Here is a 19,854-nt window from a genome sequence, read left to right on the forward strand (position 1 = left end):
TTATGTAGATTTAAGGCTGTTGAATTGTCAGATCTTGCGGACTCACTATCCCTAGAATCGGCCCAGTCAGGCCGTCACGTAGTTAAACGAGAGAAGAACCCCCTAGCATTGCTAAGGCTCCCTATCAGATGACACCTAGGCCTACTGCTGAGTGCTATCCATGCTCCTGGCCAGCGCCCGGCGCAGGACGTAGCCAACCACCAGCGGAACGCCTGCGATCAGCGTGTATTGCAACCACAGCGGGTTGATCAACGCCGGCTCAACGAGGATGAATGCGGTGCAGACGGCAATGAAAAGCATCATGAGCGCGGTGAGTGCCACCGAAGTTGCACTCTCTTTGTGGGATTCTGGCCCGGTCTCGTGTAAGCCTGCAATGAAAAACCCAAACAGGAAAGTGGAAACCACGATCCCGAGGGCTGCTAGAATGGTCATGAACTCCACGATTACCTGGCTCTCCCGATTGGATGTGTGTTTACGCTCATCAGATCGCTATCTTCGTTTGAGGTGAGCATAACAGGATCCCAAACCGAGGATTGTGTGAACGATAAAAGCTCACCGAAACCTAGCGCGACGGAACTCGATGCGCTTTCTAGATCGTGCAGGGCTTACCTGCTAAGCGTCAGTGCGGATTAGGCACCACACATGATCGAAATTCCTCGCGTCTAGATCTGTCCGGCGGATCCATACCTGAACCGGCCGCTCGTGGAACCAACCAGGTGTCGGGAAAGTCCTTGGATTGATCTCGAAAAGCAAAACATGTTCATCCGACGCATCCGTGAGCGGCAACAACGTGGCCAGCTGCCCGTTGTACTCCTCACGGATTTCACACGCACTCCAGCCTGACATCCTGCTGATGCGTTCATCCGGGATGAAATCTGGATGCTCCGGGCGATGATCCGGAAGCTGAGCCTCGAACCTTAACAACCTGTTGTAGATCTCGAACTCGGTAAGCTCTACGAAATCCGCATAGAGATCAGCTTCTTCCTCGGATCTGAAATCGACACTGAACTGATCCTTGAGATTCATGAACCCGTCAATGTCCAGCGGCATCAACGGAATCGAGAGTATTGCATCACCAGAAGATTCCATGAATGCGAAGGTTTCGACCTCGTCATTTTCGGGTACGAAGTACCGAATCGCCCAAGGCGGATTCAGAAGGTCTTCCACGTCTTCGGGTTCGCCCATGTTCTGCGTGTCGTGGAAGAACTGGATGATGCCTTCGTTCGGAAGACCCGTGGGGATGAATCCAGGATCTCCCACGTTCATGGATTCGTATCCGAGGTCGACTTGGGCAATGTGCGTGAGCAGTGTCCCGTCGGAACTTCTCGGCCATTCCCGGCCATTCTCAAAGGGTTGACCGCCGAACCAGGAGGCCCCAAACCGTGTAGGTTCCTTATCCAGTTCCTTGCGCATTCTCTTTGGCTTTTTGAACTCCATGACGCCAAGTCCAAGAGAAACTTTGGGGTCAATCTGGATGCTGGGGAACTTCGACCGAACCGAAGACAGGTATTCCTCGGGGTCATGCAAGTACAGATAGGGATCCGGCAGTACTTCAGTCATAAGGACCTCGCAGTCAAGTATGGAATTACTTGTTGTGACTGTACCTACCCGACCTTGACTCCACAAAAACTCACAAGTTCCATACCCAAAAGTATGTGCAGCTCGCTCACGGTAACGTGCAGTATGTAACTATGCTTCGCTGCTATGTTGAAGAAAAGAGTGGCCATGGCACTTTCGACATGTCTTAGCCTTCAATTTCGATCCTCATGCTTGCCCCGTACATGATTCCTCGTGAACCAGTGAAAGTGTGAAGGGCCGCTATCAATTCCGAGAATGCATATTGCTCACCACCAGTGAATCCACGTGGCATCCTAATCCCATTCAAGCTGGCAATGTCTTTTTCTGTAACCCGCCATTTAACGATCGCACGGCCATTATCGTCAAAGTTCGGAAATTCAATACAGATCCCCACGGCGTTATGTGAGCTTCATACCCATATTCATCCACCAAGTAGTCAACATAGTTTTGGCGCTTGGAAGTCTCCATAAGCCAACCCTAGTGCGAATGGGTAGACACAAAATAGCGCTGGCCTCGATGTTTAAAACTGTCGGACAGCGGCAAAAGTTTAGGGATGAAGCGTCATGCCGAAAGACGAGAGGCTTTCACTCTCACTACGTCTTCCCTGTGGAAGGCTGAGAATGCCGTGGCGGCAAACAGGATCGCCAGGACGTCCAAGGCGATGATGACCAGTAGTGAACCTTGAGCCGCGCCCCACATCAATTTGCGTCCTCGAGCAGTTACCCTGGTTGAACCGCGGAGCCGGATTCCCTTCGGCGAATCGCTGCGCTATCCGCGTTCTGCCACAGTGCGTAGAACATAAAGAAGCAAATATTCATTGATAGCAGTACCAAAGCGACGATGGTCGCAAAAGTTTTTCGAATCGGCACTAGCATTCAAAACCTTCTAACAGTGCTTCGGCAGATATACTCTCGAGCCAAAAATACGCATGAATCGCAAGCAAGACGTCGTCTATTGTCTGCGCTGTTCGCGGAGCACCATGAAAAGAAAGGACCGCACTCGCGACATTCGATATCGCGGAGTTCAGGCTGGTCCTGTCGAACTCAACGCCGGGCAAAGCCAACAGAAAGTCGTGTGTCAGTTTGCGTAGCTCTCGCTTGGAAAGCATCTTGTGCGTCGAAAATTCCAGAGCGTGTTGCATCGACAAGGTCGCGGTTTCCACATCCGGAAGCGGCAGACATTGTTGTCGAAGCCTGGACACCAGGAATTCATCGCGAGGAATTTCTCCCGGCATGATTTCCCTATAGTCGGTCTTGCTCCCTACGCCAGGAGAATAGTCAGTCACAGGCAAGCCCGGCTTTCCATTAGTTGCATATGTGAAGCAGTATCGAGCCTACAGGCCAACCCATTCTGAACTGCCGGAAGAGAAGTGCTGCTTCTTCCAGATCGGGACCTCGGCCTTGATGCGTTCCACCAGGTTCTCAATGGCATCGAATGCTTCCTTGCGGTGGGCTGCTGCCGAAGCAGCGACCAGCGCGGCGTCGCCAATCTTCAAGGGACCCACGCGGTGCACTGCGGAAAGCTTCAGCCCGGTGCGTTCTTCTTCCTCGGCAATGATTTTCTCCAGAAAATCCTGCGCCTGTGGGTGATGCGAGTAGTCCAAGGAGTTCACCGACTGGCCGCCGTCGTGATTACGAATAATTCCGTGGAAGAGCACCACTGCGCCTGCAGTATCGGACTGCACTGCATCGCGCACTGCGACCTCGTCGATAGGTTCTTCGGTAATCAGCGCATAGCTCATGAGCGGTTTCCTTCGATAGATGCGGGTTCGGCCAGCAGCTGCGGTGCCACCGCGGCCAGTGCGGGAAGCCCGCCTTCAAGATAGTTTGTTTTGATGCCCCGGCCAGCGAGCAAGGCGGCAGCGCGTTGCGAGCGAGGACCGCGTGCGCAATAGACCGTTACCCGTGCCGGGATCTGCTTCAGATCTGTGCCGGATTCAATAGCTGCTTCCAGCTCAGGAAGGGGCAGATGCAAGGAACCGGCGATGTGCTGTTGTGCGCGTTCGTCATCATTGCGCACATCCAACAAGACAAGAGCAGCGGAACCAGCCAGCGACTGGGCGAGCGCCTTGGCATCGATGCCTTGGACCTCGGGCAGAGAACCGGAGCAGAAGAGCACGTAGTCAATCAGCTCGGTGACTTCGCCCGCTTGGGGATCACGGGAGAATTCGAGGGTGCGGGTGCTAGCCGCCAACGCATCGTAGATCAGCACCTTGCCCACCAGCGGGGCACCGATTCCGGCGATCAGCTTCAAGGCTTCGGTAGCCAGCAGCGAACCGACGGTTCCGCATAATCCAGGCAATACTCCCCCGGCCGCGCAATCCGGCACGGTGCCCGGGGCCGGCGGATCCGGGAACAGGTCTCGGTAGCCCGGGCCATGCTCATGCCAGGCCACGGAAACTTGTCCATGATGCTGCAGGATCGATCCCCAGATCAGGGGAATGCCGGTGAGCTGCGCGGCGTCATTGGACAGGTATCGGGTTGGGAAGTTGTCGCTGCCATCGATGACGAGGTCATAATTCGCAAAGATCTGAAGCGCGTTCGATGAATCCAGGCGCAGGTTGTGCTCGATGATCTTCACATTGGGGTCCAGCGCCGTAGCGGCCTGCGCCAGGGAAGCGGTCTTGGCCAAGCCGATATTAGCGGTGGTGTGCGTGACTTGGCGGTGCAGGTTGGATAGCTCCACCACGTCATCATCCACGATGCCGATGGTGCCTACTCCCGCTCCGACCAGATACGGGACGCTGGCGCTGCCTAGTCCGCCCGCGCCGATAACCAGTACCCGGGCGGCAGCCAGCCTGCGCTGCGCAGTGTCATCAAATCCGGGCAACGAGAGTTGGCGTGCAGCGCGAGCAGCCTGTTCGCCGCTCAGTGGCGGCCCGGGGGCCACAAGCGCGGGAAAGTCGCGTTCGCTTTTCATCGTGCTCCTTATCGCCTAGGCGCGATAGCATGAAGTCATGTCGAAGATTACGATACGCTACTTCGCTGCCGCGGCGGCAGCAGCGGGCTGCGAGCAGGAGAGCTGGGAACGCCCCGATACACTCGCCAGGCTGCGTAGCGAACTGATCGATTCCTACGGACCTGAAATGGCCCAGGTTTTGCGCGCCGGAAGTTTCCTGATCAACGGCGTGGTGCGCCGCGATGCCGGCGAGCTGGGCACTGCCGACGATCTGACCGTGGATGTCCTGCCGCCGTTCGCAGGCGGATAGTCCATGTCCTGCACTCTGGAAAGCCATCGCGCGGAACTTGAAGAGCTGCTGTCCCCGGTCTTCGCCTGCCTGGACAATGAAGTGCTGCCCATCGATAGCCCTGAGGCCAGCGATCGAATCCTCAGCGAGGACCAGTACGCCCTTTTGCCCATCCCTGCGTTCACCAATTCGCAGATGGATGGCTACGCTGCGCGCAGCGCGGATCTGGCAGCAGCCTCGCTCCGCTCCCCCATCTCTTTGCCATTGGGTTTCACGGCTGCTGCCGGCGACCGGCAAATATCCCTGGCTGAAGGCACGGTCAGTCCGGTGATGACCGGTGCGATGATCCCGCTGGGTGCTGACACCGTCATCCCCATCGAGGAAAGCGGCTCTGGCGCTTTCCCGGAATTGGTTCGTGCCGGCTTTGGCACCCCCAGCGGCCACGCGGAATTCTCGGCCCCCAGCGCCGCGGGCCGCTTCATCCGCCCCGCCGGCGGTGATCTCGAAACCGGCGCCTTGGTGGCCAAGGCCGGAACCCGGCTGACCCCGACCATGATTGCTGCACTGGTTTCCAGCGGGCTGCGTGAAGTACCGGTGCGCCGGGCCTTGAAGATGGCCGTGTGCACTACCGGCGATGAGCTCAGCGATGGGCAGCGTTCCCAGGGCCAGATCCCGGACTCGAATTCCCCTATGCTCGCAGCCTGGCTGCGCCGCTATCAGGTGCAGGTGCGCACCTTGCAGTTGCCCGATGATCCGCAGCGCTTCGCCCTGGCCATCGATGTCTTGCAGGAACAGGTTGACCTGATCGTAACCGTGGGCGGTATCAGCGCCGGAGCTTACGAGGTGGTCCGCCAAGCGCTGTCGCCGCTAGGCGGGGTTTTCCATCATGTGGCCATCCAGCCCGGCGGTCCGCAAGGCTTCGCCCGACTGGCCAAGGCAGCGGTGCTGTGCTTCCCGGGCAACCCGGTCAGTGCCCTGCTGTCGGCAGAACTGTTCCTGGCCCCGCTGCTGCGACAGCTCAATGCCCTGCCAGAGCCCTTGCCCAGGCACTACCCGCTGGCAGCCGATGCCAGTTCCCCCGAGCACAAGCACCAGGTGCGCCGCGCGCTGATCCGCGATGGCCAGGTCACCATCCTGGATCCGGGATCCCACCTGGTCCACGATCTGGCCCGCGCCGATGCGCTGGTGCATATCCCGGTAGGCGTCAGCCAGTTGGCTGCCGGCCAAAGCATCGAAACTTGGAGCATGAATGTCTGAGAAACTCACCCACCTGCGCGAAGACGGCAGCGCCCATATGGTCGATGTCAGCGACAAGGCCGTCACCAAGCGCGTGGCCACCGCAGAAGCCATCTTCGCCACCCGCCCGGATGTTGTCCCGATGCTGATGACCGGGCAGTTGCCCAAGGGCGAGGCGTTGGGCACCGCAAGGGTCGCTGGCATCATGGCGGCCAAGCGCACCTGGGAACTGATTCCGCTGTGCCACCCGCTGCCGATTTCCAAGGTGTCCATTGATTTCACCGCCGAGGAATCCGCGGTGCGCGTCACCGCCCAGGTGACCACCAAGGGCGTCACCGGGGTGGAGATGGAAGCGTTGACCGCGGCCAGCGTTGCGGCTCTGACCCTCTACGACATGGTCAAGGCCGTGGACAAGCACGCCGAGGTCCGCTCGGTGAAGGTTTTGGCGAAGTCCGGCGGCAAGAGCGGTGACTGGGTTCGTGGAGACTAGCCGCATGGCGGCCGTGGTGGTTGCTTCGACCAGCGCCGCAGCAGGCACCGCCGAAGACAAGACCGGTCCGCTGATCACCCGGTGGCTGTCCGAGCGCGGCTTCGAGACCGGCGAGCCGATGGTGGTGGCCGACGGGCAGCCGGTGCGTTTTGCCGTGGATGACCTGCTGGCCAACGACGCGCAGGTCGTGATCGTGACCGGCGGGACCGGGGTCTCACCCGATGACCAGTCCCCCGAAATGGTTGCCCCGCTGCTGGATGTCCAGCTGCCCGGAATCATCGAGGCCATCCGCCGGCGCGGAGAAGCGACCACCGCGCTGTCCATCATTACCCGCGGGGTCGCAGGATTCTCCGGCAACAGCTTCGTCATCACGTTGCCCGGGTCCACCGGCGGAGTGAAAGACGGGCTGGCCGTCCTGGATCCGATCCTGGAGCACCTGCTGGTCCAGCGCAGCGGCGGCACCGGGCACGGCCCGCGGTAAGTTCTCCAGTACCATCATTGATCAGAAAGGCCACCAGGTTGAGCATCGAACCCGGAATTTACCAGCATTTCAAGGGCCAGCGCTACGAGGTGCTGGCCGTGGGGAAGCACAGCGAAACCGAAGAGCCGCTGGTCTTCTACCGCAAGCTCTACGACGACTACAGCTTCTGGGCTCGGCCGCTGGAGATGTTTGCGGAACACGTTGAACGCGATGGCTACAACGGCCCGCGTTTCGCCAGGATCGCCTAGGGCAAGTTGCAGATTTCCCTGGACCTACTGCGAGTCGGCAACGTTATAGCGTTCCAAGGCCTCGGCAAAGGCCGAGATCTGCTCTTCGCTCCAGCCCTCCAGACGATCGGTTACCGCAGCTCGGTGCACGGCGGCGGAAGCCTGAAGCCGCTCGCGGCCCACGCCAGTCAGTTCCACTACGCGGCCGCGCCCGGATTCCGCATCGTCATAGGCGATATATCCCAAGTCCAGCAGCGTGCCTACCTGCCGGGAGACTGTCGAGCGGTTCAGCGAGAACGCCTCGGCAATGTCGGTGGCCCGGGTTCCGGGAGTATCGGCAATGAAGCGCAGCAGGGAATGCTCCACGAGTGTCAGCGGCTCGGCCAGCTGGCGTGAGCGCGTATTGGCACGTCGGGTAATCATTTGCATGTGATGGAAGATCGATTGGATATCGGCTTCCCGCTGTTCCTTGCCCATGTTCCGAGTCTAGTACGCAGGGCTTTGCCGGGCACTCAATGTTGCATCATGCAACATTAAGCGTATTCTTTAATGCTGATGACTCTCACCGACAACGCCCCGCGCCAATCCTCCGATTCCAAGCATGCCGTCAACCCGGCTGCAAAGAAGTCCCCCGCATCCAAGCCGGCACCGCTGGGCTGGGGAAAGCTGGTGCTGACCATGCTGATCCCGTTCTTCCTGTGCGCAATCATGGGATTGTTCTACCTGGGGGCCTTCCACGCGCCCAGTCCGCACAACGTGCAGGTGGCAGTAGTGGGCGATTCCGCGCAGTCCAAGGTCTTCGCCCAGACCCTGCAGGATGGGTCCGACGGGGCATTGAACGTGCGCACCGTCGCCGATGCGGACCAGGCCCGGAAACTGGTCGAGCAGCGCGAGCTCGTGGCCGCCTACGAAACCAGCGGCGGCACGGCAACGCTTTACAGCTCCAGCGCCGCGTCGGAAACTTCGGCGAATATCGCCCAGAAAGTCTTCTTGGACGTGGCCTACGAACAAGGCCAGCCATTGCGCATCGAAGATGTCGTGCCCACCGGCGAGCAGGACACCACCGGGCAGGGGCTGTTCTTCCTGCTGGTCGCCTTGAGCATTGGCGGCTACGCCAGCGCCGTGCCGCTGGCCGGGTTCATGGGCAAGGTCAAGCTACCCGTGCGCTTCGCCATGGCGGCGGTTGCCGCAGCGGTGGTTGCCACAATCGCGGTGCTGATCGCGGGCCCGGTCTACCGGATCATCGAGGATCATTACGCGGGCATCTGGCTGATTTCCTGGGTTTACGCCGCCGGCATCAGCCTGCTGGGCCTGGGCCTGCATCCACTGCTGCGCCACTGGACCACCCCGACGCTGACCTTGTGCTTCGTCGCACTGAATTTCACCAGTTCCGGCGGGATCTTCCAGCCGCAAATGCAGCCGGGATTCTACGGTGCACTCAATACCTTCTGGAATGGCGCCGGGTGGCTGCACGCAGTGCAGACCCTCGTCTACTTCCCCGGGCAGTCCATCGGCATGGATCTCCTGCGGCTAATCCTCTGGCTGATCCCCGGCATCCTGCTGGTCATCCTGACCCACGCGTGGAGCGTGCGCAAAACCCGCGTGGCCGATGAAAATGCCAGGATCCGGGACGTCGAGGAAACCGTCGCCGCGTAGCGGCACGCGCCGCGGGGATTGCTCCCTGCCAGATGCCGCTCCTAGCTGCGCAAGAGCCAGGAGCGCGCGGAGCCCAAGGCTCGGCGCAGTCCGCTCACCGCGTCATCCATGACCGCGGTTCCCACATCCTGGAAGGACCCCATACCACCGCGGTAGAGTTCCAAGGCCTTCCGGGCAGCCTCTCGCAGCTGCTCTCGGCTTTCAATATTCTCGAAAAGGCCTTCGAGCCAGCGTGCCGCATGGGCGCGTTGCGCGTCATGGTCCTGGGCCGCTGCGAGATGCAGCTTCTCGATCGCCGCGCGGATTCTGCTCAGTGACTGCTCGACATTGTCCATGACACAAGGTTATCCCGGCCGTCGGGCACTGCTGCCCGCCAGCCGCGCTTCAGGACTTGCCCAGCGGTATCAGGTCAAGTTGCGCGGTGATATGGCTGCGGACGTCGTTCAGTTCATCCATGTTGATCCCGTGGGCCAACCCCGGGTAGGTGTGGGCGGTCAGGGTCGAATGCTCGGGCAGGAACTTGGCGGTGCGTTCAATGGCGACCGGGGCAATGACCCGGTCTTCGGTGCCACGGCCCCAGAACACAGTTGGACGCTGCGCGGCGATGATTTCATCGGCTGGCTGGGTGCCGCCTAAGACGAATCCGCCCAGGATCGTGGTGGCCAGCACCCGCTCGGGCCGGGTGCGCAGCAGCTGGCTGGCCATCAACCCGCCCTGGGAGAAACCGATTGGAATGATCTTGGTGGCGGTGTCTACATTTGCATCGATCCAGGCCCAGATCGCCGCGGTGGCCGCTTGCACCGGCGCCGCGTCGGGGACGCCCGGAGTGGTGATCTGGAACCAGGCGGCCCCGCCGTGGCCCAATTCCAGCGGAGCGCGCAGCGAAGCCCAAGGCAGATCCAATCCCAGCGGTTCGGCGAGCGAGCCCAGGTCGTGTTCATTGGAGCCGAAGCCATGCAGGAAGACCAACACGGCACCGGATTCCCCGGCGTCATCCCAGTTGGAAGAACGCACTTCGCTCAACAAGTTGCTCATGGCAGGTCAACTCCTCATCAGTTGCCGGTGACGGTGCCCTGGGGAGGAATTGCGGATTTCGCTTCTCCCCGGCAAAACTCAATAGTTCAAGCATACTGCAATTTGTTGAAGATACAAGTAAATTCTGTCACTTAAAATTCGTCATCCCGGCCGTCACATACTCCCGCCAAGGCCCATTCGGAATTTCTGAAGCGATCTACGCCGCGATCGAGCTCACCCCCCCGCCAAGAGTCGCGAGGCAGAAGCGCGAACCAGCTGGTCAACAAAGATAATCGCGGGCCGGAATCGACCCCAGCCCAATGCGAAAACTTGTGGATTTCCTTTGGCGGAATCACTGATTCCGGAGGCATCCCGTCCCACTTCACGCAAAAATTTGGCGACAGAATCCACGAATCTCAAACTCAGGATCACGGACCGGGGCATTCGTAAATTCCGCGCAACATGGTCATTAACGCTTGAGAACCACACTCTGGACCAGACTGCGGTTCTCAAGTTCACATTATATTATTCCGGATTCATAAACGGCGCTGAATCTTGTCGCCGTGATTTGAGAATTCACCGGTAGGAGCGAGTGATGATTATCCGATATTCATCGCCCAGGGCTTCCACGAGTTGCCGCCGGAGCACTTCACCTTCGGCCCAGTGAACCGAACTTAGATCTTGCTCTGTCCAGCCAGCAACTTCGTCATACTTATCGATAAATCTTTGATTCCATTGAATCAAACGATTCGCAATGTCCTCGGGAACCATCGGAAGTGGATCACCGCTAAAATATCCTTGTTCATAGGGCATTTCAATGGGCAAAATGTTCGTCCACTGGGGAACGATCATGAGAGTTTTCGTCATGCGTTATCTCCTCACCTGCACGCCGGCTTAGAACTTGGATAAGACGTTATAACCAACTTGTTCGTTTTCGAAATAACGACGGTCGGGTTGAAAGTTACCTTTTTTGTACGTTTGGCATTCGTAAGCACAATCGGTGCGCTATAACAGAGCTTTCCGCCGCCCGCATTGCGAATCATCGCAGGATTTTTCAGAATGCTGCGCGTTGCGTAATCCATAAAATCATCCCAACGCCCATATCCTCCCACAGAACCAATACGCTTGGCCCACTCATATGCATGTCGAGACTTTATGTGCAAGTATCCAGAGGTGCTAGACGTTCCACACTTCAGATTAACTTTTCCGCCAGCAAACGCACTATAGCCCTTAGCTGTGTAAGAAGTTACATTCCAACCTCTATTACGAGAGACGTTACAATTGAAGCTGTCTATCGCGCCCAGTAGCGCTGGATTTGCTACCTGAAGTCCGCTTGGCGACTCTGCATCTGAAGCTGGCGGGAAAATCAGCGAACTGTGCTCGTTCAATTGTTCCACCGATATTTCCGTGATCGTCGAATCTGTCGTTACCACAGTGTTTAGCGGTTGCGCATTTGCAACGACCGTTGAAGACATTGCAAGTCCCACACCGGCAATGACTGCCAAAATCTGCCTAAACTTCACTTTGCTTTGTCCTTTGATAGTCGATTTTTCTACTAACGATGGTAATCATAACTCACTTGGATTATTGAAATTACGTTTGGAAGAAATATTTTCAATTAGTTCGACAGCCGTAGGCAGCCGCACGCCAGTAATTTGAGACTAGAACCTTGCATAAACTCGCAAAGGGCAAGTCCAAGCTCTTGAGCTTGCATGCGCCGGCCAGCCAACCGCTCACACGGGATGCTGTGTGTACCTTGTCTTTTCTGGGCACCGCACGCGGCTGATACCCGCCGTCGTATTCTAGATCCGTTTCTTTCCTGTCAAGGACGGGCAACCATGCCCGCTTAGGTCAGCGCCTCCGCCATAGATCCACAGGCCCACCCCGGCGTCAAAGACTGGCAAACTGCCGACTCACTCTTTGTCGACCAATGGTGGGAATCTGCCTGGCCGCTGCCGGATTTTATTGCTGCGGGTGTCACTGCAGATGCAACGCCGGTGCACGCTTGCTGTTTTAACCAAGGCGAACAGGAAGTGCGCAACGCCCTGGACAGCGAGCGTTTCCGGGGTAAGCTGGCCATGCTGGACCAGTTGCCGTCCGTCATTCGGGCCTCAAAATCAGAACAGCGCCCGGCCGCCGGTGAGGCCGAAAGGCTGCTGAGCGCGTCGATCCGCTCCCTGGAAGACGCCCACCACGACTCCGGCGAGGCCGCCGCGGGAGCCGTCCGCGACGAGGCACTGCACCAGGAGCGCAAGGCAGCCAAGGCACTGATGCATCTGGCCGAGTCCCTGGCCTACGGAGGGCTTGATGGCGCCGGTGCGCTGCTGCGGCACGTGCGCAAGCTACAGAGAATCCTAGGCCGGCACCAGGACAGCGCGATGCTGCGAACTTACCTGGACTCGGTTGCCCAACGGGACGATTCCTCCCTCAAGCTGCTCAAGGCCTGCTGCAAGATGCTGGACGCCGAAGAAGCCATCTCCGCCGCCGTGGTCCGCGATTATTCCAAAACCTGGCATGATGCTCAGCTCTCTGGCCTGGCCGCACTTCGAGACTAGGCAGGCGAGCATGGAGATCCTTCCAGCCGGGATCCGCGCGAATCCCGTCAATAAGCGCTGGCCTGCGCGGCTCGCTTCATGGCAAGCTGAAATCGAGCGCTGCTGAAGAGGTCAGCGGCCTATGGGAAGGGACATCCCATGATTTTCGACCCGTCCAGGACCGCAGTGGTGTCCATCCACAACCAGGGGGACATCATCGGGCCCAAATGGCGCCTTCGCGGACATGTTCCACGAGCAGATCACCCGCCGGAACGTGGTGGGCCAACTGGCCGGGCTGCTGGAGCAGGCCCGCACGGCCGGCGCCCCCATCATCTACACCCGCATCGCCTTCGCACCGGACTATAGCGATCTGGTGCCCAATTCCCCGCTGCTGCAGATGGTGCAGCAGGCAGGCTGCCTGGTGGACGGCACCGAATCGGCGGCCATCATTCCGCCGCTGATCCCGAGCCCCGGCGATGCTGTCATCACCAACCAGCAGGTCGGCGGCTTAGGCACGGAACTGGCTGAATTGCTCCGATCCCGCAACATCGGCACCCTGCTGATCGCCGGGGTAGCCACCAATATCTCGGTGGAAAGCACGGCCCGGGCTGCTGTGGACCACGGCTACCGGGTGGCGATCGTGGAAGATGCGTGCTCGGCGGCCACCGAAGCGGCCCATGCAGCGAGCATCGAGTCACTCGGGCTGCTCGCCACGATCCTCACGTGCGACGAAATCCAGTGGGATCCGGCCGTCGCGTGATCCCCTGCGTGTGCTAGCGGCTAGAGGCCAGCGCCTCGCGCACCTGCTGCGCGGCCTCGAAAAGCCGCGGCAGCACCGCTTGGGCTGCCTCCTGCGCGCTGTCGCTGGTATTCGGACGCACGCTCATCGACACGTTCATCGCGGCGACCACGGTGCCATCGGCACTGAATACCGGCACCGCCACCGAGCGCAGGCCGATCTCCAATTCCTGGTCCACCACGGCATAGCCCTGGGTACGGATCCGTTGAAGTTCAACGCGTAGCTGATCCGGGCCATCGATCCCCAGCCCGGTCATTGAATGCACGCCGGCGGCGATCACCGCCTCGCTGATTTCTTCGGGCTGGTAGGCCAGCAACACCCGGCCCATGGAGGTGTTGGCCGCCGGGAAGCGGGTGCCCACCGAAATGCCCACGCGCATGATCGAACGGGTATGCACCCGGGCGATGTAGACGATCTGCGATCCGTCCAGGATGGAAGCGGAGGCCGATTCATGCACAGCAGCCGAGAGTTCCTCAAGCACCGGTTCGATCAGCTGCGGCAAGGTGGCGCTGGACAGGTACGAGTACCCCAGCTGCAGGACCTTGCTGGTCAGCTCGAAATGCTTGCCGTCGGTGCGCATATAGCCCAGCTCCACCAGGGTCAGCAGGAACCGCCGGGCGGTGGCCCGGGACAGGGCAGTGCGTGCGGCGACCTCGGAGAGGGTCATTGACGCGTGATCGGCATCGAAGCTGCTGATGACCGCCAAGCCGCGGGCCAGGGACTGGACCGATGTGGTTGTTGCTGCCTGCTCGCTCACCGTGCTCCTTGCGCGCTGGAAATGATTGCGGGGCGCACTTCCGGGACTCGGATGCGCACCCCACTAATCTACTGGGTCTTCTAGGCCTGGGTCAGTTCCACCGGGACCTTGGCGGCCAGCTCCTCGAAGCTGATGCCATGGGTGGAGCGCACGAAGACCTTGGCATCGCGCAGCTCGAAGACGGCCACTTCGGTGTAGATCCGCGAGACGCAGCCCAGCCCGGTGACCGGATAGCTTAGCGTTTCAACCAGCTTGGATTCCCCGGCCTTGGTGAACAAGCTCATCATCACCCAGGTCGCCTTGGCGCCGATAGCCAGGTCCATGGCGCCGCCCACAGCAGGGATGGCACCTTCGGCACCGGTGTGCCAGTTGGCCAAATCGCCATCCTTGGAGATCTGGAAGGCACCGAGCACGCATACATCCAGGTGGCCGCCGCGCATCATCGCGAAGGAATCCGCGTGGTGGAAGAAGGAGGCGCCGGGCAGCTGCGTGACCGGGATCTTGCCTGCATTGATCAGATCCGGGTCGATGTCCTCGCCGGTGGCGACCGGGCCCATGCCCAGCATGCCGTTCTCGGTGTGCAGGGTGACGCCCTGTTCCTTGGTGAGGTAGTTCGAGACGTTGGTCGGCTGGCCGATTCCCAGGTTCACGAATGCTCCGGCCGGGATGTCCGCGGCAACGAGCTGCGCCATTTCATCGCGGGTGAGCTTTGCTTCGGTGGTGGTCATTGCGCTCATTACTTTTCCCCTCCCAGTTCCACCACGGTATCCACGAAGATGCCCGGGGTGATGACGTTTTCCGGATCGATGGAACCGGCCTGGACGACCTCGTCCACCTGCACGATGGCCGACTTGGCCGCGGTGGCCATGATCGGGCCGAAGTTCCGCGCGGTCTTGCGGTACACCAGGTTGCCCAGCATGTCGGCCTTCAGTGCCTTGATCAGCGCGAAATCGGCGTGGATCGGGGTTTCCAGCACATAGCCCTTGCCATCGATCACGCGGGTTTCCTTGCCCTCGGCCAGCAGCGTGCCGTAGCCGGTGGGGGTGAAGAACCCGCCGATGCCGGCGCCGGCGGCGCGGATGCGCTCGGCCAGGTTGCCCTGCGGAACCAGCTCCAGCTCGATTTCCCCGGCCCGGTAGGCCTCATCGAAGTGCCAGGAGTCGGACTGGCGCGGGAAGGAGCAGATGATCTTCTTGACCCGGCGTTCCTTGATCAGCAGGGCCAGGCCGGCGTCGGCCTGCCCGGCGTTGTTGTTCACGACCGTCAGGTCCTTCGCGCCGCAGTCCATGAGCGCGTTGATCAGTTCCATCGGCTGGCCGGCGTTGCCGAAGCCGCCGATCAGGACGGTGGCGCCGTCGGTGATCTCGGCGACGGCGTCCGCGGCCGAGGTGGCAATGCGTGGTGCCATGATGCTGCCTTTCTATAAGCTACTTGGTTGCGTTCACGTTTTCGACGACGACGGCCAGGCCCTGGCCGACGCCGATGCAGATCGCGGCGAGCCCGTAGCGCTCGCCGGATTCTGCCAGGCGGCGGGCGACGGTGCCCAGGATGCGCAGGCCCGAGGCTCCCAGCGGGTGGCCGATGGAGATGGCCCCGCCCCAGGCATTGACGATGGCCGGGTCGATATCCCAGGCCCGGATGCAGGCCAGGGACTGGGCCGCGAATGCCTCGTTCAGCTCGACCGCGGCGATATCCGACCACTTCAGGCCGGCCTTGGCCAGAGCCTTGTTGGCGGCTTCCACCGGGGCGAAGCCGAAGAACTGCGGATCCAGCGCGGCAGCGCCGTTGGAGACGATGCGGGCGATCGGATCGGCACCCAGCAATTCGCCGCCGCGCTCGGAACCGATGAAGGCCGCCGAGGCGCCGTCGCTCATCGGCGAGGCGTTGCCAGCGGTCACCGTGGCATTCTCCCCGGTGCGGAACACGGTGCGCAGCTTGGAGAGGGTCTGGGCAGTGGAATCGGCACGGATGGTTTCGTCGCGGGTGACTTCGGTGCCGCGCTTGTTCGCCGGCGGAACCGGAACTACCAAGTTGTCGTACTTTCCGGCCTCCCAGGCGGCCGCGGCTTGCTGGTGCGATGCCGCGGAGAATTCATCCTGGTCTTCGCGGGAGATGCCGTGCTTCTCGCGCAGCTGCTCGGTGGCCTCGCCCAGCGATACCGTCCATTCCCCCGGCATGGCCGGGTTGACCAGGCGCCAGCCCAGGGTGGTGTTGGCCAGTTCCAGATTGCTCATCGGGAAAGGACGCTCGGTCTTGGGAAGCACCCATGGAGCACGGCTCATCGATTCGACGCCGCCAACCAGGACCAGGTCCGCGTCGCCGGTGGCGATCTGGCGGGAAGCCGCGATCGAGGCATCCAGCGAGGAGCCGCACAGGCGGTTCATCGTGGTGCCCGGCAGCGAGGTCGGCAACCCGGCGAGCAGGGTGGCCATGCGGGCCACATTGCGGTTTTCCTCGCCGGCGCCGTTGGCGTTGCCGAAGATCGACTCGTCGATATCCGCGACATCCAGCTGCGGCGCCCGGGCGACCAGCTCGCGCACCACGTGGGCGGCCAGGTCATCGGGGCGGTGGCTGGACAGCGCGCCGCCGATCTTGCCGAAGGGGGTGCGGATTGCGTCGTATAGGTAGGCCTGCTGCATCGTCTCACTGCTCCATCGCTGCGGTCTGTTCACATCGTGAACTTATGTTCGTAGAATGAACTTTAGCAGCTGATGTCCGTAGCTTCAATAGATTTCTGTTGCGGTCCACCCGGTTCCCCGCACAAAAATGCCCCGGCTGCCGAAGCAGCCAGGGCACTCTCCAAGGCGAATATTGCTATTGCGCGTTAACCGCGACATTCAGCGGCTGCCATCCGGAAGACTCGTCGAACGCCGGGTCCTGCACAGCTAGCGAGCAAATGGATCCAATGAAGTTTCCATCCTCGTCATAAGCGATCTCATCCCAATGTTCTTCAAAATCCATGCAGGAAACCGGCTCAATTTCGCTGGTCGCCTTTCCATCTGCACCGAGGACTTGGCCAACGGCTCGCTCTATTCCAAAGCTGGCAAACACAACCTTGGGCTCGCCCGGCGATGCTCGATACTTGTCCAGGGTGCTCATGGTTTCAATAACCCTGAATTCGCCTTCGTCAATGCTTCCGCCATTGGCATAGGCCTGGTCGGTCTGGGCGATTAGCTCCTGGCACAAGGTGCAGTCCGCTGCCGAGAAGCCCTTGAGTGCGGCGGTGTCACCGCTCGCCACCGCATAGTTCAGCAGCTGTACCCAATACTCCACGGCACCTTCCAGCCCTTCCTCGGATTTCTCGCTGAGGACCGCCGGGCGCTGCGGAACTTCGGCATTTTGCTCCGTGGAGCTCGGCGCAGGCGACACCGTGCCAGCAGAAGGATCACCGGCCCCTCCCTGGGATGCACTGACGCAACCGCTGGCTGCCAGCGTCAGTGCAGCTATCAAAGCTGCAAGCTTCACTTGATGATTCCGAACCATTGCCGCCGCCTTCTTGGAGTTTATTCCGCGTTCGAAAACGACCTTACATCAAGCATTTCGATAATACGACCACTATTCAAATAACGTTTTCGCTACTCTTTTCAATGAAAATCGCTGGAAAAATTCCACGTTAACTCTGGATGAACAAGGGAAATTCGGCGCGATAGCGAACCCTGCTTGCACTAAAGCGCAGAGCCACTCACCTGGATGCAGGAGAAGCGAAGCAGCCACTGCCCTAAAATAGTTCCATGGCCAATTCGCCCAGTGGGGACTCTATGCTGGACCGCTTGGTTCGGATCCTGAATTCTTTTGATCTCAACAATCAGTCGCTCAGCGTCAGCAGCCTGGCCCGGCGTGCCGACATCCCCAAAGCAACCATGTACAGGTTGCTCGATGAATTGGTATCCCATGACTTGCTGGCGCGAGACGGATCTGGCCAGGTGCGGCTGGGTTTGCGCCTTTGGGAATTAGCCAATCGAAGCGCTGCCACCCAGGACCTTCGCACCGCGGCATTGCCGTTCATGGAGGACATCAACCAGCTGCTGGGGCAAAATACCCAGCTCTCGGTACTGCACCAGGACGAGGTGCTGATCATCGAGCGTCTCTCGCGGCCGGGCTCCGTTGTCAATCAGGCGAATGTCGCCGGACGCATGCCTGTGCACCGAACCTCGATGGGCATGGCACTTTTGGCCTTTTCACGGCCGGAAACCATTCACGGGTTCCTGGAACGCCACCACGAACTGATGACCGCCACCCATCCTGAACTCCGCGCAGAAATGGCGGAAATCCGACGCAACGGATTCGCCTCGTTCGACGGATTCATCGACCCGGAAACCACCGGTGCCGCCGCCCCGATCCTCGACGAGGCAGGCTATCAGGTTGCCGTAATCTCGGTGGTTGTCCCCCGCGACTCTGGAACACTGCAGTCCGCAGCCCTGGCGCTACGCACCGCAGCCCGGGGCATCGCTCGCGCACTGCGCCTCGACAACATCTAGCGACCAGAAATTGCAAGGCCAGCACCCTGTTGCGCTTGACCGGTGCGGCATAGATACGCAACCCATTTTTCCCATTCATTGAGAATGCGCCTGTCTGCCGGGTCACATGCACCGCATCCTGATGGAAGTTCTTCTTACTTCCTTAGACCACATGCATCGGTCCGGCAACGCAGCCGGGCGCCCGGCTTCTGGTCCAGACGACAGCAAGGCAGGGTCCCATGGTTCAGAATCCACGCATCCTCAAGACCAAGGTCGGCATCATCGGCGGCGGTCCAGCCGGGCTCATGCTTTCGCATCTGCTGGCCAAAACCGGCATCGAGAACATCGTCGTGGAAATGCGCGACCACGAGGCCATCCGCAACACCCACCGTGCCGGAATCCTCGAAGCCCAAGCGGTCAAGATGCTCACCGAGTCCGGCGTGGATGGACGGGTCCTCACCCACGGCGACGAGCACGCCGGCATCGACCTGCGCTTCAACGGCGAATCCCACCCGCTGGACTTCCGCGACCTGGTCGACGCCACCGTCACCCTGTACGCGCAGAACGAGGTCTTCGTCGACCTGGCCGCGGTACGCCAACGCGACCAGGGCGACGTGCGGTACTCCTGCGAAGTCACCGAGATCCTGGACATGGAGACATCCACCCCGAAGTTCCGCTTCACCGATGCCGAGGGCAACCTCTTCGAGGTGCACGCGGATGTCATCGTCGGCGCCGACGGCTCGCGCTCCTTCGCCCGCCGCCAGATGCCCGAAACCCTGCGCAAGGACTTCAAGGTCACCTACCCCTTCGCCTGGTTCGGAATCCTCACCGAAGCACCGAAATCCGCCCCGGAGCTGATCTACGCGAACTCCCCGCACGGCTTCGCGCTGATCTCCCAGCGCAGCGAAACCGTGCAGCGCATGTACTTCCAATGCGACCCGAACGAAGACGTGAACGCCTGGAGCGATGACCGCATCTGGACCGAGCTGCAAAAGCGCGTGGACGGGCCGGATGGCTTCCAGCTGAAAACCGGGGAGATCTTCGACAAGACCGTGCTGGGCTTCCGCTCCTTCGTGCGCGAACCGCTCTCCCACGGGCGGATGTTCCTGATCGGCGATGCCGGGCACACCGTCCCGCCCACCGGAGCCAAGGGCCTGAACCTGGCCTTCGCCGATGTGAAGGTGCTCTTCGAGGCCCTGGACTCCTACTTCTCCACCGGCAGCGAGCAGCTGCTGGACGGCTATTCGGACCTGGCGCTGAAGCGCGTGTGGAAGGCGCAGAACTTCTCCTACTGGATGACCTCCATGCTGCACACCCCGGTAGGCGGGGACCCGTTCATGGCCAAGCGCGCCCTGGGCGAACTGGAAACGGTCACCTCCTCGCGCTTCGGCCAGCAGTACCTGGCCGAGTCCTACACCGGCTGGCCCCACGCTTAGCC

Annotated in this window: 25 protein-coding genes; 10 read left to right on the top strand and 15 right to left on the bottom strand. The window is 60.5% G+C overall.

Annotated features, from left to right (window positions below; genetic code table 11):
- Window positions 1-141: 141 nt before the first annotated feature.
- From ACIQTS_RS13385 to ACIQTS_RS13405, 5 genes are all read right to left on the bottom strand, one after another.
- A complete protein-coding gene (locus tag ACIQTS_RS13385) occupies window positions 142-441 on the bottom strand; it encodes a hypothetical protein (protein WP_402473649.1) in 300 nt (99 codons plus the stop codon).
- A 171-nt stretch (window positions 442-612) separates the two neighbouring features.
- Window positions 613-1,560 carry a DUF1963 domain-containing protein gene (locus tag ACIQTS_RS13390; RefSeq protein WP_402473650.1) on the bottom strand — a complete coding sequence of 316 codons (948 nt, stop codon included), beginning with the start codon at window positions 1,558-1,560 and terminating at the stop codon, window positions 613-615.
- 886 nt (window positions 1,561-2,446) lie between these two features.
- Window positions 2,447-2,863, bottom strand: a complete 417-nt coding sequence (locus ACIQTS_RS13395; protein WP_402473651.1) for a hypothetical protein — start codon at window positions 2,861-2,863, stop codon at window positions 2,447-2,449.
- A gap of 48 nt (window positions 2,864-2,911) precedes the next feature.
- Entirely contained in the window at window positions 2,912-3,319 is a 408-nt protein-coding gene (locus ACIQTS_RS13400) for a molybdenum cofactor biosynthesis protein MoaE (protein WP_365943082.1), read from the bottom strand.
- Window positions 3,316-4,497, bottom strand: coding sequence for a ThiF family adenylyltransferase (locus tag ACIQTS_RS13405; RefSeq protein WP_402473652.1), 1,182 nt, complete (start codon window positions 4,495-4,497; stop codon window positions 3,316-3,318). The genes ACIQTS_RS13400 and ACIQTS_RS13405 overlap by 4 nt, the downstream gene beginning before the upstream one ends.
- 37 nt (window positions 4,498-4,534) lie before the next feature.
- Between ACIQTS_RS13405 and ACIQTS_RS13410 the strand changes: the two genes are divergently transcribed.
- From ACIQTS_RS13410 to ACIQTS_RS13430, 5 genes are read left to right on the top strand one after another with little or no spacing between them, the layout of a single operon-like run.
- A complete protein-coding gene (locus ACIQTS_RS13410) occupies window positions 4,535-4,786 on the top strand; it encodes a MoaD/ThiS family protein (protein WP_105658553.1) in 252 nt (83 codons plus the stop codon).
- 3 nt (window positions 4,787-4,789) lie between these two features.
- Window positions 4,790-6,022 (top strand): molybdopterin molybdotransferase MoeA, encoded by a 1,233-nt coding sequence (locus tag ACIQTS_RS13415; RefSeq protein ID WP_402473653.1) that lies wholly within the window; start codon window positions 4,790-4,792, stop codon window positions 6,020-6,022.
- The gene (gene moaC / locus ACIQTS_RS13420) at window positions 6,015-6,491 is read left to right on the top strand and encodes a cyclic pyranopterin monophosphate synthase MoaC (RefSeq protein WP_332487502.1); all 477 of its coding nucleotides are present in this window, start codon (window positions 6,015-6,017) and stop codon (window positions 6,489-6,491) included. Before ACIQTS_RS13415 ends, moaC begins: the two co-directional genes overlap by 8 nt.
- Window positions 6,481-6,972, top strand: coding sequence for a molybdenum cofactor biosynthesis protein B (locus ACIQTS_RS13425; protein ID WP_402473654.1), 492 nt, complete (start codon window positions 6,481-6,483; stop codon window positions 6,970-6,972). The genes moaC and ACIQTS_RS13425 overlap by 11 nt, the downstream gene beginning before the upstream one ends.
- Window positions 6,973-7,010: 38 nt before the next feature.
- Entirely contained in the window at window positions 7,011-7,220 is a 210-nt protein-coding gene (locus ACIQTS_RS13430; protein WP_013347838.1) for a DUF1653 domain-containing protein, read from the top strand.
- Between the two features lie 24 nt (window positions 7,221-7,244).
- Here the strand turns inward: ACIQTS_RS13430 and ACIQTS_RS13435 are convergent, their stop codons facing one another.
- Window positions 7,245-7,676, bottom strand: a complete 432-nt coding sequence (locus ACIQTS_RS13435; RefSeq protein WP_133834408.1) for a MarR family winged helix-turn-helix transcriptional regulator — start codon at window positions 7,674-7,676, stop codon at window positions 7,245-7,247.
- A 78-nt stretch (window positions 7,677-7,754) separates the two neighbouring features.
- Between ACIQTS_RS13435 and ACIQTS_RS13440 the strand changes: the two genes are divergently transcribed.
- Complete coding sequence (locus tag ACIQTS_RS13440; RefSeq protein ID WP_402473655.1) at window positions 7,755-8,855, top strand: hypothetical protein; 1,101 nt, start codon at window positions 7,755-7,757, stop codon at window positions 8,853-8,855.
- Between the two features lie 41 nt (window positions 8,856-8,896).
- On the opposite strand, the gene ACIQTS_RS13445 is transcribed toward ACIQTS_RS13440, so the two are convergent.
- The 4 genes from ACIQTS_RS13445 to ACIQTS_RS13460 form a co-directional block, all read right to left on the bottom strand.
- Window positions 8,897-9,190: a DUF6966 domain-containing protein gene (locus tag ACIQTS_RS13445; protein WP_133834406.1), complete on the bottom strand. Its 294-nt coding sequence runs from the start codon at window positions 9,188-9,190 to the stop codon at window positions 8,897-8,899.
- Between the two features lie 49 nt (window positions 9,191-9,239).
- Complete coding sequence (locus tag ACIQTS_RS13450; RefSeq protein WP_402473656.1) at window positions 9,240-9,890, bottom strand: alpha/beta hydrolase; 651 nt, start codon at window positions 9,888-9,890, stop codon at window positions 9,240-9,242.
- A 555-nt stretch (window positions 9,891-10,445) separates the two neighbouring features.
- Window positions 10,446-10,736 (bottom strand): hypothetical protein, encoded by a 291-nt coding sequence (locus ACIQTS_RS13455; protein ID WP_332487489.1) that lies wholly within the window; start codon window positions 10,734-10,736, stop codon window positions 10,446-10,448.
- An 11-nt stretch (window positions 10,737-10,747) separates the two neighbouring features.
- A complete protein-coding gene (locus tag ACIQTS_RS13460) occupies window positions 10,748-11,392 on the bottom strand; it encodes a hypothetical protein (protein WP_332487487.1) in 645 nt (214 codons plus the stop codon).
- Between the two features lie 510 nt (window positions 11,393-11,902).
- Here ACIQTS_RS13460 and ACIQTS_RS13465 point away from each other — a divergent pair.
- Both ACIQTS_RS13465 and ACIQTS_RS13470 read left to right on the top strand, forming a co-directional pair.
- Window positions 11,903-12,424, top strand: coding sequence for a CHAD domain-containing protein (locus ACIQTS_RS13465; RefSeq protein WP_402473657.1), 522 nt, complete (start codon window positions 11,903-11,905; stop codon window positions 12,422-12,424).
- Window positions 12,425-12,647: 223 nt separating this feature from the next.
- Entirely contained in the window at window positions 12,648-13,163 is a 516-nt protein-coding gene (locus ACIQTS_RS13470) for a cysteine hydrolase family protein (protein ID WP_402473658.1), read from the top strand.
- A 13-nt stretch (window positions 13,164-13,176) separates the two neighbouring features.
- On the opposite strand, the gene ACIQTS_RS13475 is transcribed toward ACIQTS_RS13470, so the two are convergent.
- The 5 genes from ACIQTS_RS13475 to ACIQTS_RS13495 all read right to left on the bottom strand — a co-directional run bounded on the left by ACIQTS_RS13475 (window position 13,177) and on the right by ACIQTS_RS13495 (window position 17,424).
- On the bottom strand, window positions 13,177-13,959 hold the full coding sequence (locus ACIQTS_RS13475; RefSeq protein ID WP_402473659.1) for an IclR family transcriptional regulator C-terminal domain-containing protein: 783 nt from the start codon (window positions 13,957-13,959) through the stop codon (window positions 13,177-13,179).
- Between the two features lie 80 nt (window positions 13,960-14,039).
- Window positions 14,040-14,696 (bottom strand): 3-oxoacid CoA-transferase subunit B, encoded by a 657-nt coding sequence (locus ACIQTS_RS13480; RefSeq protein WP_105658562.1) that lies wholly within the window; start codon window positions 14,694-14,696, stop codon window positions 14,040-14,042.
- Window positions 14,696-15,367: a 3-oxoacid CoA-transferase subunit A gene (locus ACIQTS_RS13485; RefSeq protein WP_402473660.1), complete on the bottom strand. Its 672-nt coding sequence runs from the start codon at window positions 15,365-15,367 to the stop codon at window positions 14,696-14,698. The genes ACIQTS_RS13480 and ACIQTS_RS13485 overlap by 1 nt, the downstream gene beginning before the upstream one ends.
- 19 nt (window positions 15,368-15,386) lie before the next feature.
- The gene (locus ACIQTS_RS13490; protein ID WP_402473661.1) at window positions 15,387-16,598 is read right to left on the bottom strand and encodes a thiolase family protein; all 1,212 of its coding nucleotides are present in this window, start codon (window positions 16,596-16,598) and stop codon (window positions 15,387-15,389) included.
- A 175-nt stretch (window positions 16,599-16,773) separates the two neighbouring features.
- Entirely contained in the window at window positions 16,774-17,424 is a 651-nt protein-coding gene (locus ACIQTS_RS13495) for a DUF6318 family protein (protein ID WP_365943069.1), read from the bottom strand.
- A gap of 266 nt (window positions 17,425-17,690) precedes the next feature.
- Between ACIQTS_RS13495 and ACIQTS_RS13500 the strand changes: the two genes are divergently transcribed.
- Together ACIQTS_RS13500 and ACIQTS_RS13505 are read left to right on the top strand one after the other, a co-directional pair.
- Window positions 17,691-18,437 (top strand): IclR family transcriptional regulator, encoded by a 747-nt coding sequence (locus tag ACIQTS_RS13500; protein ID WP_365943068.1) that lies wholly within the window; start codon window positions 17,691-17,693, stop codon window positions 18,435-18,437.
- Window positions 18,438-18,655: 218 nt separating this feature from the next.
- Window positions 18,656-19,852 (top strand): 4-hydroxybenzoate 3-monooxygenase, encoded by a 1,197-nt coding sequence (locus ACIQTS_RS13505; protein WP_365943067.1) that lies wholly within the window; start codon window positions 18,656-18,658, stop codon window positions 19,850-19,852.
- Window positions 19,853-19,854 lie beyond the last annotated feature (2 nt).

It is taken from the genome of Glutamicibacter sp. NPDC090743 (assembly GCF_044769125.1).
In the GTDB taxonomy this organism is placed as follows: Bacteria; Actinomycetota; Actinomycetes; order Actinomycetales; family Micrococcaceae; genus Glutamicibacter.